The sequence below is a fragment of the Paenibacillus sp. LHD-117 genome (assembly GCF_030929555.1).
Classification (GTDB): Bacteria; Bacillota; Bacilli; order Paenibacillales; family Paenibacillaceae; genus Pristimantibacillus.
In genome coordinates, this window is record NZ_JAVFVT010000043.1 from 29,107 (window position 1) to 47,837 (window position 18,731).

Here is an 18,731-nt window from a genome sequence, read left to right on the forward strand (position 1 = left end):
CCGGCCGAATGTATACGAAATTTCGTATACGTGGCCCCCACTTTGGCGCTCCCTGGCCGAATGTGTACGAAATTTCGTATACGTAGCCCCCACTTTGGCGCTCCGCGGCCGAATGTGCACGAAATTTCGTATTCGTAGCCCCCACTTTGATGCTCCGCGCCGAATGTGTACGAAATTTCGTATACGTGGCCCCCACTTTGGCGCTCCCCAGCCGAATGTGTACGAAATTTCGTATACGTAGGCCCTACGTTGGCGCTTTCGACCGAATCAACCGCAAACAAAAACAGGACTCCTCAATTTGGCTTATTGTATTGTTTGAATATTGATATTAAAATTTTATAAACAGGAGGTTACCAACCAGAAAGCGGATGGAGCCGTTCATTCCGGAAAAAAATGGGGGCTAATGATGAGCAAATCGTGGTTTAATCGACTGCTTCTGTCCTATATGCCGATATTTATTATCGTAGTCACCTTTACTTTTTTCGTTTTTTTTCAACTGATCAGTGATCAGGGGCGCAAAGAAGCGATCAATGCCAACAACATGTTGTCTACGCAAGCGATTCGTTTAATCGACACATCTTTACGGGCTATCGATAATATGGTCATGAAAGAATCCATCAACAGCAAGCCGCTTAACGATTTCTTCAATAGCAAGGAGGACGGCGATCCGTACATCAACATTAGTGCCGTTATGAAAATGAAAGAGATGATCGCTTATTATCCGATGATCGATTCCATCTATCTTGTACGCTATGATGACCAGGTTGTGTTAAGCAATGCGACGAATGGCCATATCGCAACGTATCCGGACAAATCCTTTATCGAGCAGAACCGCGCGTCGATCTCGCAAAAGTGGTCGGATGTACGGATGTTTCGACAGTTTGCCGGCTTGAAGGACAAGAAGGTAGTCAGTCTGGTGAGAGGCGCCCCGTTCATGACGAACGAAAAAGGCATGATCGTCGTGAATGTGGCGGCCGATTCCTTGCAGCGATTTGTTAACGAGCTGTACGACTCGGAAGTGAGCTTCATTCAGATTCATGACCGGGCTGGCAACGGACTGCTTTCTCTGCAAGAGCCTTTGGAATCGATGCGCATCTATGCGAATTATAAATCGGGGTATACGAATTGGTCCTATGTAAGCGGATTTGCACAAGGCGCGTTCATACATACGGTGTCATTGCTGTACAATGCGTGGTTTGTGATCGGACTGATCATGATTGGGGCAGGTCTCTTATGGATGATTTTTATAACGAGGCGCAACGCTAGGCCGGTTGAACAGATTGTTTCACGTTTTAGCGGGTATATGCTGCCAATTGCCGGAGGGGGGGCGCGTTCCGGGCGAATGGATGAATTCGCATTTATCGAATCGGCCCTCGATAATTTGACGGAGCAGGCCAAGCAGCATCAGCAGCAATACAAAGACGATCTGCATTTGCGTACCCGCAACCTGTTCCATCAGCTGATCGAAGAAGGAACAGCACTGACACTGGAAGATTGGCGGCGCGAAGCCGAACGGTTGCAGCTTCCCGCGCCTGCGGATTGTCATTCCATGATCGTTCTGGAAATGGACAAGTATGGGGAATTTTGCAGCCGTTATTCGCGCAGCGATCAAAATTTGTTTAAGTTCGCCTTGCGCAGCATTACTTATGAACAATCTTCAAAGTTCGGATACGAATGCTGGGCTGAATGGACAGCCTCATCCCGTCTCAGCGTCCTTCTGTTCGAGAATGGAGACGAGGTTGACGGCAATTGGCTAATTCGGCTATGCGACAGTATCCGCGGTTGGACAGAGCAGAATATGAAATTTACAATTAGCGTTGGGATCGGGGATCGGGCCGTAAATTTATTCGAAATCGCAAAATCTTATAATCAAGCGTCGAAAGCGCTTGATTATAAGATGGTGCTTGGTGAAAATCGCCTCATTACGCGCGAAGACAGGATGAGTCAAAGCCAAGTCGAAGTATACTCTTATCTTGGGATCATTCGATCTGCTGCACATGCGTTCCGCAAATCGGATGATAATTGGAGAGCGCTATTGGATGATATGTTTAACCAGCTGAAGCAAGGCTTGTTGACCAAGGATGAGATCATGAACATTATTAATTATTTGATCTACAGTTTGGGACGCGAATTGTCGGGGATGGGCAAGGAGCATCAGGTCATGTGGGAAACGGGAGTCTTAAAGAATTTGACGGATAAACTGGATAAGTGCAATTCTCTTGATGAAATGCGCGAAGCCATAATCGGTGAAATGACAGAGCTTGGGAATACGCTTGCAGACTTACGTTACAGTGGTCAGCATGCGGGTAACATTATGGAAATGCGCCGCTTCATAGAGGCGGAATACGTTAATCCGAACATGTCGCTTGAATATTTAAGCGAGAAATTCAACATTAATGCGAAATATGTGAGCAAGCTGTTCAAAGAAACAACTGGACATAAGTTCATCGATTTCTTAATCGATATCCGCTTGAGTGAGGCGAAAAGACTTCTCGCAGAAACGCGGCGGCCGATTCAGGACATCGCGGAGGAGGTCGGCTATACGAGCGCGATATCGTTTACGAGGGTTTTTAAGAAAGTCGTCGGGTCTTCGCCGGGCGAATACCGTACAGAGACGCAAAGGCAGCTAAACAGTTAGCGGAGCATGGTGTAGAAAAGGGTTAAGTTCTAGAAAAATGTTAATCATAGAGAAGAAAAATGGTTGACGAATAGGCGGCAGCACCGGGTTTTATCAGGTGCTGCCGTTTCTTGTGCAGCGGCGATCGCGAAAAAGGTTAAGCGAAAATTTATTGTTTCTTGTGGCAGGGAGCCGGGAGCTTATATGATGATCACATGAAAGGGCAAACAAACCAGGCTGTTGAAAAGGAGGCTAGTCCATGTCAAAACTTGATAACGAATTGCACCCCGTATCGATGCCTCTTATTCCGACGACGAGAAGGTATGCACCCATACGTAAGCTGGCGCGCCACTGGCAATTGTATATCGTCATCCTTTTGCCGATTGCCTATCTCATTATTTTCAAATACATCCCCATGGCCGGCATCATGATCGCCTTCAAAGACTACAACGTCATCAAAGGCATTTGGGGAAGCTCGTGGGTCGGAATGAAGTACTTTAATCAGTTTTTTGAATCCCCGAACTTCTGGCTGTATATGAAAAACACGCTCGGCATTAGCCTATACGGCTTGCTCGTCGGGTTCCCTGCACCAATTATCCTGGCGCTTGCCCTCAATGAAGTGCGCAATGGCCTGTTCAAGAAAAGCGTGCAGCTGGTCTCTTATGCGCCTTACTTTATCTCGACGGTTATTATGGTATCCATCATAATCGTTAACTTGACTCCGAATGTTGGTATAGTCAGCAAGCTGTTTCAGATGCTCGGCGTGGAAAATACAAACTTTATGGGTATACCGTCGTTGTTCAAATCCATTTATGTCTGGTCGGATGTATGGCAGCACACTGGATACGGGGCCATCATCTATATTGCGGCGCTAGCGGGCGTCAACCCTGAGCTGTACGAAGCGGCAAAGGTCGACGGAGCATCGAGAATCCAGAAAATAATCAATGTCGACATCCCGACTCTGATTCCGGTATCAGTCATTTTGCTTATTCTTAATCTTGGCAACCTAATGAAACTTGGTTTCGAGAAAATATATCTGATGCAGAATCCGCTCAATCTTGCGACTTCCGAGGTCATTTCCACTTACGTGTACAAAGTCGGACTTCTTGGCTCGAGCTTTAGTTTCTCGTCAGCTATCGGCGTGTTTAATTCGGTTATTAATCTCGTTTTGCTTGTCGGTGTAAACTTTATCGCGAGGAAGCTGTCCAACAATAGTTTGTGGTAGCTTTCGGAAAGGAGATCATATGGCTAAAACCGTATCCATTCGAGAATCGGCCGGAGACCGCGTATTCATGGTTTTGGTATATGCGTTTCTGACCTTGGTCCTGTTAGTCGTGCTGCTGCCGCTTCTCTACATCTTAAGTTCTTCATTCAGTTCGCCGCAAGCCGTAGTCTCGGGCAAAGTATGGCTGTTTCCGGTCCATTTTACGCTCGACGGCTATAAGGCCGTATTCAGCAACCCGCAGATCGGTACCGGGTTTCTGAATTCTCTGTTCTACACGGTTGCCGGCACGTTAATTAACGTGATCCTGACGGTCATGCTTGCTTATCCGCTAGCAAGAAGGACGTTCTACGGACGGAATTTCTTCATGGTGCTGTTAGTCATTACAATGATGTTCGAGGGAGGGCTTATCCCGTTTTATTTGGTCGTAAAGGATCTAAATCTGCTGGATACCCGGTGGGCGATGATTTTGCCGGGAGCTTTGGCGGTATTTCAAGTCATCATAGCGAGAACCTTCTTCCAGTCGACCATTCCCGAGGAGCTGTCCGAAGCGGCCGATTTGGATGGCTGCAGCGACATTCGGTTTATATTCAGCATCGTATTGCCGCTTTCCAAACCCATCTTGGCCGTTATGATGCTCATGTATGCGGTAGGCCATTGGAATGCGTATTTTGATGCTCTTATATTCCTGCGCTCCCCAGATCTGTTCCCATTACAGATCGTGCTGCGCAACGTGCTTATTTTGAACACGGTGGATGCGTCCATGATCGCGAATGCGAATCAGATGCTGGCCCAGCAGGGATTAAAGGATTTGTTGAAATATTCATTGATCGTCATTGCAAGCGGGCCGGTGCTCATTATCTATCCGTTTGTCCAGAAGTATTTTGTTAAAGGAGTCATGATCGGTTCGTTGAAAGGCTAAATAGGAATGATTCCGTGAAAGGGGGGATGGGTCGCCTTTGGGGCCGGGGCGGTCATATCGATTCGGAAATAAAGCCAGTACATGCCAGAGGGAGTGTCAAGATTATTACAAGGAGGAGTCGTTTCGATGAGAAAAACATGGAAAAATTCAAGTGCAATCTTATTGAGCATCGTACTTAGCTCTGTCATGTTCCTTTCTGCATGCAGCAAGGGCACGGAGGCGCCTGAAAATGGCAATAAGGAAAGCGGTCAGAAAGAGAACAATCAAGTGCAAGAGGATGTATTCACGGCTGTAGGTTCGTATCCGATCGTGAATAAGCAACTGACGCTAAAAATGTTTGCCCCTCAGCTTCCTACGATCGAGAACATGGAGACCAACGCATTTACGAAGCATCTGGAAGAGAAGACCAACATAAAGATTGCCTGGGATCTCGTTCCAAACAATGCTCTTGAAGACCGCAAACAGCTGATGCTGGCCAGCGGTGATTATCCGGAAGTGATCTTGCACGGTGCCCTGACCAGAGAGGAACAGATGAAGTACGGGAAGCAGGGCGTTTTCCTCCCTCTGAACGATTTGATCGACAAGTATGCTCCTACGATTAAAAAGGCGCTTGAAGAAATTCCTTATATGAGATCGTCGATTACGGCTCCGGACGGAAACATCTATGCCCTGCCGCAAATCAATGAATGTTACCATTGCGACAATGCTTTAAAGTTATGGATCAACAAGGCTTGGCTCGATAAGCTTGGGCTTCAGCTGCCAACGACAACGGAAGAGTTCTACCAGGTGATGAAGGCATTTAAGGAAAAAGACCCGAATGGCAACGGGAAGCAGGATGAGATTCCGCTAACGGGCTCCGATGAAATGTGGACGGGGAACGTATCCGCTTTCTTGATGAATTCATTTATCGTGGATGATTATACCGAAAAGAACGCCGGCACCTTCTTATCCGTGAAGGATGGCAAGGTCGACTTCACGGCGAACAAAGACGAGTGGAAGCAAGGGCTTGAATATTTGAACAAATTGTACAAGGAAGGGTTAATCGATCCGGCTGCATTTACGCAAAACGCGGACGCGATCCAGCAGCTGGCGAATCGGGAACCGGATAACGTTATGGGAGCCGTAGCAACAGCGCTCATTAGCTATGGCTATAATATGACAAACGAGCAGCCTCGCCACAAAGATTACGTGACGCTGCCTCCGCTTAAAGGGCCGAATGGCGTCCAGCAGTCGCTTAACTTCGCCGGCATCAGCAAATCGCAATTTGCAATTACGAACAAAGCGACGGAAGAGCAGCAGATCGCTGCGATCAGGCTGGCTGATTATTTGTACACGGAAGAAGCGATTGTGCTGCAAGAGAATGGTCCTGAAGATAAGGGCTGGCGCAAGGCCAAGGACGGGGAAATGGACATCGACGGCAATCAGGCCAAATACGCTCACATTCAACAGGAGAGTAAGCAAACGCATAACGATGGCTGGGAGCAGATCGGACCTTCCCTCCGCACGTATAAATACCGTTCCTCTTGGATGGCGATTCAGGATCCGCTTGCAGACGGCGGTTATGGGACGCGGCTCAATACGGAATCGAAGAAATATGAGTCCTTCCATTCCAAAGAAATGTATCCAAACGGCGTATTTATCGCTCAAGAAGATGCGGAAATCGCAGCTCAGCTGAAAACGACGATCGTGGATTACACGAAGTCGAATATGGCGCAGTTTATTACGGGCTCCAAAGATATCGGCAAGGATTGGGACGCCTATGTGAAGGGCTTCGACGGCCTGCAGCTCGGTCAGTATATCGAGATTTATCAGAAAGCGTTAGGCGCCCAATAAGGGAACGAAGAGGCCGCTCCACAGACAGAGAGTGTCGGTGGAGCGGCCTCAATCCATGGTAGTTCAAAAAGTCCGCTTTCCATTACGTAGAATCTCAAGATGCCGATTCGACGTCGAATATTGAACTCAGCCGAAACTTCCGTTGCTCACGTAGCTCTGCTACGCTCCGCTACTCAGTTTCTAGCTTCATTCAATCTTCTCGGTACTGAAAACCGGACTTTTTGAACACGCACTTTTAACACGCACTTTTAGGAGGTTTTGCGACGTGAGCGATCAAACCCTTGATCATGTGCAAGAAGAGAACGAAGAACAAGAATTGCATGAAGGCGTGCATAATTTCAGCAGCGAGAAGGAATGGGTACGCCCCGATAATCCAATCACGCTGGAGCGTCTGGAATGGTTCAAAGACCAGAAGCTGGCTTTGATGATGCATTGGGGACCGTATTCGCAGCTTGGCGTCGTGGAATCCTGGGCGCTCAGCGATGAAGATGCGGATTGGTCGCGCGAAGGCATCGATTGGGAAACGGACGGGGAAACGTTCAAGCGGCAATATTTTGGCCTGAACAAGACGTTTAACCCGGTGCGCTTTCAGCCCGACGTATGGGCAGATTTGGCCGAAGAAGGCGGGTTTAAGTATTTAATCTTTACGACGAAACATCACGACGGCTTCTGCATGTGGGATACGAAAACGACGGATTACCGGTCTACCGGCGAGCAAACTCCGTTTCATACCCATAAATACGCCGATATATGCCGCCATGTATTCGATGCTTTCCGGGCCAAAGGACTGGCGATCGCCGCTTATTTCTCCAAAGCGGATTGGCACACGCCTTACTATTGGGCTCCGGATATGGAGCGCAGCCTTACGAATACAAGACGGGGGCCGACCTATGATCCGCGACAGCATCCCGAGCTGTGGGAAAAGTTCGTTCGGTTTACGCATGAACAGATTACCGAATTGATGACGCAATATGGCCGGATCGACGTGTTATGGCTGGACGCCGGCTGGGTGAAGCCGATACGCGACGGGCAGGACATACGTCTTGGCGAGATCGTGGAGAAAGCGAGAGAGCAGCAGCCGTGGCTGCTGTCGGCGGACCGCACCGTTGGAGGGCCTTACGAGAACTACGTCACCCCCGAGCAGACGATTCCGTCAACGGCCTTGAACGTGCCTTGGGAAAGCTGTATTACAATGGGCACTTCGTTCTCTTTCCGCTATGAGGATAAATACAAATCAACGCGCCAACTCGTAAAGATTCTGTTCGAGGTCGTCGCTAAGGGCGGCAACTTGGCGTTAAACGTTGCTCCGCAGCCTGACGGCAGGCTGCCGGAAGGCGCAATCGCACGAATGAAAGAACTAGGCGCATGGCTGAAGGTGAACGGAGAAGCTATTTATGGCACGCGCATTTGCGCGCCGTATTATACAGGGAGCCATGCCTTCACGCAAAAAGGAGATAAGGTCTATTGCGCCTATCTATACCCTTCGGCAGATACGAAAGTTTCAGAGACCATTTCCATTCCTTATCAGGGTCCGCTGGAAACGATCGAGCTTCTTGGAATGGAAGGGGAATTGACCTGGACGCGAGAAGCAGATGGAATCTCGGTTCAACTGCCGCTCGCTGCCATTACGGCATCGGCGCCAATCGCGCATGTGTTCCGGATGACTGTCATGCGATAGCATGTTTCCTTCATTTAATAGTAGAGGTGAGAAGGGATGAAAGTAGGATTAAGCTCTTATAGTCTGCTGAAGGCTCTAAACGCGAAAGAGATGACCATTTTGGACGTCATTCAGTGGATTGCGGAGCATGGCGGCGAGCATATGGAAATGGTTCCGTATGGTTACACCCTGGTAGACAATCCGCAGTTAGCCGACGAAGTCAGAGAGAAAGCGCGGGAAGCCGGCATAACCTTATCGAATTATTCGATGCCGGCTAATTTTGTGCAGCATACGGAGCAAGACTTCGAGGCCGAGATGTCTCGCGTCAAGCAGCATGTTGACTTGGTGAATCGACTCGGCGTGAAGCATATGCGCCATGATGTCACGGCATTTACGATACAACCCGAACAAATGACGATTAAGTGGTTTGAGGACAGCTTGCCGCTCATCGTACAAGGCAGCCGAATCATTGCCGATTATGCCGCGCAGTACGGGATTACAACGACAATCGAGAATCATGGGTTCAGCGTGCAAGCGAGCGATCGCGTTCAGCGGGTTCTGCATGCGGTAGACCGTCCTAACTTCAAGACGACTCTAGATATAGGCAACTTTTTGTGCGTGGATGAGGACCCGGTCATCGGCGTGATGAAAAATCTTCCCTATGCATCGCTTATCCATTTCAAGGATTTTTATTTCCGTCCCTATGACGAGCATCCCGGAGGCGGCGAATGGTTTACGACCGCGAACGGAAATTACTTGCGGGGGGCCATCGTAGGTCACGGTGATTTGCCAATACGCAAAATCATTAAACTTATCAAGCAATCCGGCTATGACGGAAATATTACGGTAGAGTTCGAAGGCATGGAAGAATGCAAGTCGGCCTCTTTAATCGGTATGGAAAATGTACGGCGTTTGTGGGATGAGGCTGGGTAATAGCGAATATGGTTGGAAGGATAAAGGAATAGACCGTTAACCCTGACCGGGGCGGTCTATTTCTTTTTGTGGAAGGAAAGGATCAACACAACCATAATTCAACGCTGGTGGCGGTCTATTAATTGCACTACTAAAATAGGCATGTTATGATATTGTCAAGTTGGAAAATGATACTAATAACTTGATTGAGATAATTCAATATTAATTTTTGTAGGAGGGGTTAACATGTGCGCCAAATTAAAAACGGTCCAAGAGCTCGTCGACAATGGTTGGTCCGAGGTGGGGGTTCCTAAGCTGTTTGAGAATGATAATGGCGATGTCATGATCCTCTCCTCTGATGATAGCGGGAACGTACAACGGGTTATAAAAGTGAATCCGGTGACTATGCATTTCACCCGCACCGTGAGGAAGGGCAATTATCAGAACAACAATGGAATAATCGCACATAGACAATATGTTTCAGCTATAAAAGAAATAACGACGCAACCGGCGTTTGTTGCCGCCACTGATGATTACAGCGATTGGGGAATAGACGGGATATTGGCGTATATGGATGAAGAGATCGATCGAATCGAACGGGATTACGAGGGAGAAGATCGAGTGCATCTTAAGGAGATGTTAGCCTACAGCGTAGGCCATATGGTATTGAACATCGACTTCGAATCCATCCCCCCTAAAGTGCTGAATAAGAGATTATTCGGCAAATTAGGAACCACTTTCGATGAAGTCAAGGAGTTAATCAGGAGGGACATGAATTGGCAAGACTGATCGTATTGTTTGGGCCTCCTGCGGTTGGGAAATCCACTTACTTGAAACTCATTAAACGAAAATATGCAAATTCTCAGCTCGTTTCTATCGACAAAGATATTCTAAATGAATATTTTTTTGCACCAAAGCTAAAAAAGCCTTCAGTCGGCAATCCAACCGATCTATTATGGAAGACGACTGAAGGCCTTGTTCATTTGCTTGCATCTGACTATAAATTGGTACTCGAGCAGCAGGTGCCCAATGGTGATCTTGTCGTCGTTATTCAAGGAGCGACGCTCGGGGGAGTGGAGCACGATATTCAGCATTTCATTTCTCATGGATTTGAAGTCGATTTTGTTCTTCTGACTGTATCCGATTCCCGGATCATTCATCGCAGGATAAATGCCAGATCCCGAATACCGGGATTCGTGGGCGCAGACCCTCTGCCATTATCAGAACTACATCAATCATGGATCGCTTGTAACACGGCGTTTAAAAGCATGATCGAAGTACTAACGCCTGGGGCGTCCCCGCACACACGATACAGAAATCCTCGCACGGGATATGAACAGGTCCTTTCTACTCACTCACATCAAATAAACTACATAGTTGAACTGATCTCCTTTCAGCCTGGTATTTCTCCAGATGAAGCATGTACATATCACGATCTTGAATTTGAGGCAAGCTTAACAAGAGATCGATTCCATCCGGGCGATATTTCTTTGCACGATAACTGTTTGTATTTGGACAAGGTAGGGGTATGCAAGGAACAGCTAGTAACTGCATGAGGGAGTTTGAATTTTACGAACACCCATTCCCTGACACCTTGTTGTCGCAGCGTTAGTATACAATTGAAAGAACAGGGACTCATCCTCCCAATAAAACGTCTCTTTTCCATATTTGGAATGGGACGTTTTCTATTCAGATGCTAGAATAGAAGTGAACATTTTCCAATCCAAACGCGAGGTGACCGTCATGCCTATGGATTTGATCGATCGGTTGTACGAGAAGTTGTCCGAAGACCCGCTTAAGCCGAAGGTGCTGTTGACCGGAACGTATGCGCAGGGGCAGCAACTGTTGGAGCAACTATGCGCACGCAAGGGCGCGGTCGCTTACGCTGGGGTCGCCACCGTGCGTGGGATTGCGGCCGAGCGGTCGAAGCTGGAGCTGTTTGTGAAGGGAATCGCTTTGCTTGATGAAGGGCAGACCTTCTGGATTGTAAAGATGCTGATGGAGGAGCTGGCGGCCGAGTATCCCGAAGGCTACGTGCGTGCGGATGACTTGAAGCCCGGCATCGTGGACGGTGTCCATCGCGCGGTGGTCGAGCTTCGGCTGGCGGGGCTGACGGCGGCGGAGCTGCTAACCGATGCGTTTACGAATCCCGGCAAGGCGGAATACGTGAAGCAGCTGCTATCGCGATACGAGACGTATCTTTCGGATAAAGACATGACGGATGTTGCGGGGCTGTTGCCTTACGTGGCAGCGGACTCGGGAGAGACGATCTATTTGGCCATGGAACCGACGGGTTGGACGCGAGCGGAACGGCAAATGATCGAGAAAATCGCGGGCGGTCGATTGTTTCGTTTGGAAGCCGAGACGCCTTTTGCCGTTAATGCGGCGTTCGCAGCCAACTCGTTCGGCATGTTCGGCGCATCCGGCTCGATAGCGGAAGTCCGCGAGGGGCTGCGCAGACTGTTAGCGGAGCCGGATGCCAGGTTCGACCGGGCGGAGCTCCTATTGTCGGACTATGAGACGTATGCGGCGATCGTTTACGCGCAAGCCGAAGCGATGGGCCTGCCTGCGACGTTGTCTGGCGGGCTGCCGCTCGTGTATTGCCCGGCGGGGCAGGCGGCTGTCGGCCTGCTGGATTGGATCGAAGAGGGTTATCCTGTATCCAAGCTCGCGGAGCTGCTCAGGCATGGGCATTTGAGAATAGAAGACGAACGTTATACGCAAAGCTCCTGGATCCGGCTGCTTGAGAGATCCGGGGTTGGTTGGGGGAAGGAGAGGTACTTGGCGCTGCTGGAGCCGAATCGGCTGCCGGAGGAGAAGCAAGAGCAAGGCGAGGCGTTGTACGGTCATGCGAAAAGCTGGCTAGTGCCCCTACCGGACGGAGGCGATGATTGGCATCCCATCCGGCTGTTGGAATGGTTGGCAGGCGTCGAAGACAGGTACGCAGCGAGGCGTTCGCCGGAGGATCAGGCCGTCCATTCGTCGCTGCAAGAGCTGGCGGCTCGGTATGCGAGATCGCCGGCTGGGCTGATGTCGAAGGAGCTCGCCATCCGTTACGTTCGCGGAATGCTGGACGACATCCGCATCCGCGTAGCTCCGACGCCGAAGCCGGGAGCGGTTCACGTCAGCTCGCTGGCGGACGGGGGCTGGAGCGGACGCGCCCTGACATGGATCGTCGGCATGGACGAACGGTCATGGAGCGTCTCGACGAGACAGGATCCGGTGCTGCTGGACGAGGAGCGGCTTCGGCTGTCGCCTTTTTTGGAGGCGAGGAGCAAGCGCGCTAGCTCGCAAAGGCTGGAACGCGAATCGCGGATTGGCCTCATTCGGGGCGAAGTATGGCTGAGCTGCTCGTCGTACGATTCGGGCGAACAGAAGAGCCGGAGCGCGGCTTTCGAAATGCTGCAGATGTACCGGCTTCAATCAAGTGACGAAACGAAGGATTTTGGCGCGCTCGCGAGAGCGCTTGGCGAGCCTTATGGCGTGATGGATGTGCGGCAAGGAGCGGATATGGAGAGCCGCCGCGAACCGCTCGATGCCGTCGACGCCTGGGCAAAGCTGCTGGCGAACGGCGCCGGCGAGCGCCTTGACGGGCGTGAAGCCATTCGCCGAAGCTATCCCGCACTGGCCGAAGGTTACCGTGCGGGGCTGCTCCGGCAGGCGGACGAATTGTCGGCGTATGACGGGTGGCTGGAGTTGGATTTGGCAAGCGCTGAAGGTGCGAGCGGCATGACTGAGGCACAAGCAGGGACAGAAGGTTCGGAAGGAAGCGGGAGCTTGCGCTCCGGGCGAGCGCATGGCGGCCAAGAAATGACGTCTAAACACGACTACATCAGCGTCAGCCAGCTGGAGCAATACGCGAGCTGCGGGCTTCGGTATTATTTTGGCTATGTGCTGAAGCTGCGTCCAAAGGAGTCCGCGGAGTTCGACCGTTCCCGCTGGCTGCAGGCGAACGAGAGAGGCTCCTTGCTCCACGAGACGTACAGACGGTACATGGTGGAGGCGACTGGGAACGGCTCTAAACCTGCCGCTCATGACCGCGACCGGCTCGGCCGGCTGCTGGGCGCGGTGCTGTCAGAATTCGCGGCGGCGATACCGGCGCCGAGCCCGCACGTGTTCGCGAAGGAAGCGGAGGAGATTCGGCGGGACGCGGAAATCTTTTATCAGACGGAAGCCGCGAGTCCCGATCATCCGCTTTTCTTCGAGCTGGAGCTGCAGGCGGAGAACGGGGAGCCGATGGAGGTCGTGCTGGCTGACGGACTGCGACTCAGGCTGAAAGGTTTCATCGACCGGATCGACCGCATCGGACCGCATCGTTACCGGATTATCGACTATAAGACGGGAAGTCCGTCCAAGTATAAGCCGAACGATTATTTCAGCGGCGGCACGCAGCTGCAGCACGCGATCTACGCGGTTGCCGCGGAGCAATGGCTGCGAGAGTCCGGCTACGATGCGTTAGCCGAGGTAGCGGAGGCAGATTACAGCTTCCCGACCGTACGAGGGCGGGGCGAATTCGTAAGAAGAGAGCAGAATCGGAGGGATGAGCTGGCCGCCGTTGTCAACGGGCTGCTTGACTCGCGCGCTAGCGGCGTCTACATCCCGACGTCGGATCCGCAGCAATGCCGCTGGTGCGACTATCAATCGGTTTGCGGAGCGCATGCGGAGAGAATGGCTGAGAAGCGGCAGCTGCCGGACAATGCTGAGTTGCTAAGAACGCTGCTGGAGGTGGAGGAGCTTGGCTAAGTCGAATGGAACGTCTCAACTAACGGATCAGGCGGACCGCGAGCGAATCCTCGCGGATCTGGAGACGACGCTGCTCGTGGAAGCGGGAGCGGGCTCGGGCAAAACGACCAGCCTCGTCGGGCGGCTACTCGCGCTTATCGCGTCGGGCGTCCGCGTGCAGGAGATCGCCGCCATCACGTTCACGAACAAAGCGGCGGACGAAATGAAGGAGCGGTTCCGGCTCGCGCTAGAGAAGGCATACCGGAGCGCCGTCGCTAATGGGAAAGCGGCAGGCCGCGGAGATGGGCCGCGAGATCCGGGGGCCGACGCGGAGACGGGCAGCGGCGAGGATCGGCCGGAACCGGCAAGCTTGGGCGGCGCCAAGGAATCGCCGGGCTTGAGGGATGAGCTGAACATGGCTTTGACGCAAGCCGGTGCGGCTAACGACGCGTTGGCAGCTCGTCTTGCGGAAGCACTCGCCAATCTCGACCTCATCTTCATCGGCACGATTCATTCGTTCTGCGGATCGCTTCTGAGAGAGCGGCCGATCGAGTCGGGACTCGATCCGTCGTTCGAGGAGCTGGACGAGGAGGGCGACAAGGCATTCCGGTCGATTTGTTGGGACGAATCAATGAATGGCTTGGACGATGCGGGCCGGCAAAAGCTGGAGGAGCTGCTCGCGCTGCGTGTAGACGTAAACACGCTGCGCGAGGTGTACGAGCGCGTCTCTTATTTCGCCGATGTAGAGCTGCCTTGCGAAGAACGCCCTCGTCCCGACATGGACCGTATTCGCGCGACGCTGCTTCCGCTTCTTGACGCGGCCGCGCCGTATATTCCGGCATCGGAGCCGCCGAGCGGCTGGGACGCGGTGCAGAAGCTGGTCCGGCAAAGCCGGCAGAAGCTGAAATACATCGATTGGTTCGATGACGTGCAAATGCTGGAGCTGGCGAAGGATTTCGACCGGAAGCTCGACGTGACGCTGAACCGCTGGACATCCAAGGAACACGCAAGCGAGATGAAAAAAAGGTTCCCCGAATGGCAGCGGGATGTGCTTGCTCCGCTGCTCGCGGAATGGCGGGAGTATTTGTACCCGAAGCTGATCGCCTTCGTGCGGCCCGCGCTTGAATATTGCCGGGAGCGAAGGTTCGCGGCGGGCAAGCTGAACTTTCAGGATCTGCTTATGGAAGCGGCTAAGCTGGTTCGGGACGATGGGGAGGTTCGATCGTATTTTGCCCGGCGTTATACGCGGTTGCTCGTCGACGAATTCCAGGATACGGACCCGATCCAGGCGGAGCTTATGTTTCTGTTGACGGGCGAGCCGGAGGGCGGTGGCCATATACGCGATTGGCGAAAGCTGACACCGCGGCCGGGTTCGCTCTTCGTCGTTGGCGATCCGAAGCAGTCGATCTATCGGTTTAGACGCGCGGATATCTCCATTTACAACGAGGTGAAGGCGCGGATCGCGGCTTGCGGGGCGGTGCTGCGGCTGACGGCGAACTTCCGGTCCGCGCACGCGGTCGGCGATTTCGTCAACGGGCAGTTCATCGGCAAGCTTCCGTCCGAGGAGACGGAGCAACAGGCCGCGTTCGTGCGGATGGAGACGAGATCGGACAATCCGGCAGGCGGCAAAAAATCTCCGCACGGCGTATACGCTTTGCCCTATCCGAAGGTGCCTGGCGGCAAAGCGGCCGTCGCGCGGCTGGATGCCGTACGTATCGCAGCATACATCGCCTGGGCTTGCGGTGGCAAAGGCGGCATTCGGATCGAGGAGCGGGAGGGCGGCAGTCGCCCAGCGGTTCCGAGCGACTTCCTCATTCTGACGAAGACGCGCGAATTCATCCACCTGTACGCGGAGCAGCTCGACCTGCACGGCGTGCCGTCGGATACGTCCGGCAGCAGCACTGTCTACGAGGAGCTGGTCGCGTTATGGCAGCTGGCCCGTTATCTGGACGATCCCGAGGATGCGCCGGCTTTGCTTGGGGTGCTGCGCGGGATGTTGTTCGGGATCAGCGACCGATCGCTGTGGGGGTACAAGGAGGAGGTCGGGCGAATCGCGATGCACGGCATCCCGGAGGGGGATGACTGCTCTGAGGAGTCTCGCCCCGTTCAAGCCGCGCTCGTACGGCTCCGAACATACCGGGATTGGATCCGCGGCGCTTCGAGCGCGGCTTCGGCGTTTTCCCGCATCGTTGACGATCTCGGCTTAGTGCCGTACGTGTCTACGCTGCCCGCGGGCGCGATTCGGGCAGGCACGCTCGTTCGGATGCTGCAGCTGCTGCAAAGCGATCCGCGCGCGGCTTCGAGCTGGCCGGCCTTAAGCCGAGCCATTGGCGACATGCTGGCGGACCGCGGCTTGGAGACGTCCAGTCTGTACGCGGGCGGGGGAGGCGCGGTACGCATCATGAACCTGCACAAAGCGAAGGGACTGGAAGCGCCGGTCGTGTTCCTCGCTTGCCCTTGCGGCGAATCCGATCATGACGCGACGGAATATATCGACCGTTCGGGGGAGACGGCCCGGGGGTATTTTACGATTAGCCGGAATGCGGGGCAGTACAAACGCGAGACGGTCGCCCAGCCGCCGGGCTGGGAGGCGATGAACGAGCGGGAGCGGCTGTTCGCGAACGCGGAGAAGGATCGGCTGCTGTACGTGGCGGCAACGCGGCCGAAACAAATGTTGGTAGTCAGCCTCTATCCGGAGCAGCCGGCCAACTGTCCATGGTCCCGACTCGTTGAAGGCATGGAGCTCATGCGCGAGCTGGACGATCCGGGGCTGGAGCCGACAAGGAAGCAGCCTGTGACGATTGCTCCGGATCTGCAGGCGATGGCGGCCGCGCGCCGGGAGAAGCTGGCGAGCTTAAGCGCGCCATCTTACGAGCTGGCGTCCGTCACAGGTCGTACGAAGATCGCGGGCGAACCGCCGGAGTGGATGGCGACCGGCAAGGGACTTTCCTTCGGCAGCGTCGTGCATCGGGCGCTCGAGCTGGCCGGCAAGGGGTTGCCGGAGGCGAGGCTCGACGATGCCGTGCGGATGCTGGCGGAGGAAGAAGGCCTCGCCGCCATGCATGTCGATGAAGCGGCCGCGGTCGTACGCAACGTGCTCGCGAGCGGCATCTGGCAGCGAAGTCTGCGGGCGAAGCGCCGCTTGTTCGAGGTGCCGCTGATGATCCGCAAGCAATCGGCGGCGGACGAACAAACGCTCCTGCTTCGCGGCGTGATCGACTTTCTCTTCGAGGAGGAGGACGGCTGGGTGATCGTCGACTTCAAGACGGACAGCATACCGGAAGGAAAGCTGGGGCCTTTCGTCGATTTTTATGAGCCGCAGGTGTTGGCGTACGCGGAAGAATGGCGCGATACGTTCGGTTATCCGGTGAAGGAAGCGGGGCTTTATTTTGCCCAGATGGGGGTTTACATCGAGATTGGAACAAGAAGGAGCGATTTCGCGAATGGATAACGTGATCCCGTTCGTGCCGAGGCCGAATCCGCTTGAGCAGCTGTCAGCCGAAGAAATTTCCGAGTACTGGGAGAAGGGCTTCGCGCTGTATTGCATGTCGGTCGGGTTGCTGACGATCGCGGAGCGGTCGGATGCGGTTAACATCGGGCAGGACGTGTACGCGTCGATGTACAGAGGCATTCAAATCATGGCGGAAGTGAATCGCGAACGCATGGAGCGGATCGTGATGGATCCGGAGTTGATCGAACGGGCGTTGAGAGGGAAGTAGGTTTTGGGTCGGGGCGGTGCGAGTTGGTGCGGCATGGAGCGGATCGTGATGGATCCGGCGAAAAGCGGGTCAGCGCGGCGTGGGTCGGTGCGACATGGGTGAGGGCGACACGGCGTGGCGCTTCCGCTAACGGACAGGAAAGACGCTATTGAAACAAAAAACGGCTTTTTGTAAATCTAGCGGATGCAGATGTCGTTATTTCGAACTTGGTATAGGTTAGAAGCCTTCTTCCAAGCAAATAACGGCTCTGGAGTCCGTTACGTTTTAAATGGCGGTCATTTGCACCAAATAGCGGCGCTGTGCTCCGTTAGAGAGTATATGCGGGCGACGCGCCGTGTCTATTCCGTGATTGTTTTTATGGCTGCCCTCGTTATTGGGCGGTCATAAACAATCACGTTATTTTTTTGTTCAAATTTATTTAGGTTCGCTATATAATATGTTTAGCGATAAACAATCGGAGAGGAGGGGAGCCCGTGGAGGAAAGTGAGAACTGGGAGAACAGGAAGAACAGGAAGAACAGGGAGAGCGGGGAGAAACGCGGCACTCGAGCAGAGTTGGAGGCAAGCGAATCTACCGATATCCGGGACGCTCATAACGACGATGCCGGCCGTGCCGGGTCAGCCGTCCGCGTCGGGTCAGCCGACCGCGCCGCCGCGGACAGCCGCGACACCGCGGATAACCGCGACACCGCGGACAACCGCGTCATCCTCGAACATTTCGTCGAGCACATGCAGCGCATCCACCGCTACCTGAGGTCGGAGGCGTTCCATCGGAACAAGCCGGAGCTCACCCGGGTGCAGTGGATGCTGCTTCGGCATTTGAAGTGCAAGTCCGGCCGGACGATCGGGCAGCTGGCCGAGCATCTCGACGTGCGGGCGAGCACGATGTCCCAGATGATCGACCGTCTGGAGAAGATGAGATACGTCGTTCGCGAGAGCAGCGCCGAGGACGCCAGGGTGAAGCTCGTCAAGCTTACGCAGGACGGCAGGGCGATCATCACCGGCATGGAGGCGGCTTGGCTGGAGTCGCTGGAAGAGCCCTTCGCCCATTTCGACGAGGACGAGAAACGTCAGCTGGCCGCTTTGATGGAGAAGCTGTCGTCCCATTTGCCAAGGAAAGGAGACTAA

Annotated in this window: 12 protein-coding genes; all 12 read left to right on the forward strand. The window is 53.5% G+C overall.

The window, feature by feature from the left end; all coding sequences use genetic code 11:
- The first annotated feature begins 406 nt into the window (after window positions 1-406).
- The 12 genes from RB620_RS25900 to RB620_RS25955 all read left to right on the forward strand — a co-directional run bounded on the left by RB620_RS25900 (window position 407) and on the right by RB620_RS25955 (window position 18,731).
- Entirely contained in the window at window positions 407-2,638 is a 2,232-nt protein-coding gene (locus RB620_RS25900) for a helix-turn-helix domain-containing protein (RefSeq protein ID WP_308099466.1), read from the forward strand.
- Window positions 2,639-2,912: 274 nt separating this feature from the next.
- Window positions 2,913-3,842: an ABC transporter permease gene (locus RB620_RS25905; protein ID WP_308099515.1), complete on the forward strand. Its 930-nt coding sequence runs from the start codon at window positions 2,913-2,915 to the stop codon at window positions 3,840-3,842.
- Window positions 3,843-3,861: 19 nt separating this feature from the next.
- Window positions 3,862-4,761 carry a carbohydrate ABC transporter permease gene (locus tag RB620_RS25910; RefSeq protein WP_308099467.1) on the forward strand — a complete coding sequence of 300 codons (900 nt, stop codon included), beginning with the start codon at window positions 3,862-3,864 and terminating at the stop codon, window positions 4,759-4,761.
- A 186-nt stretch (window positions 4,762-4,947) separates the two neighbouring features.
- On the forward strand, window positions 4,948-6,594 hold the full coding sequence (locus RB620_RS25915) for an ABC transporter substrate-binding protein (protein ID WP_374121461.1): 1,647 nt from the start codon (window positions 4,948-4,950) through the stop codon (window positions 6,592-6,594).
- 265 nt (window positions 6,595-6,859) lie between these two features.
- The gene (locus tag RB620_RS25920; RefSeq protein ID WP_308099469.1) at window positions 6,860-8,272 is read left to right on the forward strand and encodes an alpha-L-fucosidase; all 1,413 of its coding nucleotides are present in this window, start codon (window positions 6,860-6,862) and stop codon (window positions 8,270-8,272) included.
- A gap of 36 nt (window positions 8,273-8,308) precedes the next feature.
- Window positions 8,309-9,184, forward strand: coding sequence for a sugar phosphate isomerase/epimerase family protein (locus RB620_RS25925; protein ID WP_308099470.1), 876 nt, complete (start codon window positions 8,309-8,311; stop codon window positions 9,182-9,184).
- 225 nt (window positions 9,185-9,409) lie between these two features.
- On the forward strand, window positions 9,410-9,952 hold the full coding sequence (locus RB620_RS25930) for a hypothetical protein (RefSeq protein ID WP_308099471.1): 543 nt from the start codon (window positions 9,410-9,412) through the stop codon (window positions 9,950-9,952).
- The gene (locus tag RB620_RS25935) at window positions 9,940-10,719 is read left to right on the forward strand and encodes a hypothetical protein (RefSeq protein WP_308099472.1); all 780 of its coding nucleotides are present in this window, start codon (window positions 9,940-9,942) and stop codon (window positions 10,717-10,719) included. Before RB620_RS25930 ends, RB620_RS25935 begins: the two co-directional genes overlap by 13 nt.
- Before the next feature lie 187 nt (window positions 10,720-10,906).
- Window positions 10,907-13,906: a PD-(D/E)XK nuclease family protein gene (locus tag RB620_RS25940; protein WP_308099474.1), complete on the forward strand. Its 3,000-nt coding sequence runs from the start codon at window positions 10,907-10,909 to the stop codon at window positions 13,904-13,906.
- Complete coding sequence (locus tag RB620_RS25945; protein ID WP_308099475.1) at window positions 13,899-17,336, forward strand: UvrD-helicase domain-containing protein; 3,438 nt, start codon at window positions 13,899-13,901, stop codon at window positions 17,334-17,336. Before RB620_RS25940 ends, RB620_RS25945 begins: the two co-directional genes overlap by 8 nt.
- Window positions 17,329-17,604, forward strand: coding sequence for a hypothetical protein (locus tag RB620_RS25950; protein ID WP_308099476.1), 276 nt, complete (start codon window positions 17,329-17,331; stop codon window positions 17,602-17,604). The genes RB620_RS25945 and RB620_RS25950 overlap by 8 nt, the downstream gene beginning before the upstream one ends.
- A gap of 473 nt (window positions 17,605-18,077) precedes the next feature.
- On the forward strand, window positions 18,078-18,731 hold the full coding sequence (locus tag RB620_RS25955) for a MarR family winged helix-turn-helix transcriptional regulator (RefSeq protein WP_308099477.1): 654 nt from the start codon (window positions 18,078-18,080) through the stop codon (window positions 18,729-18,731).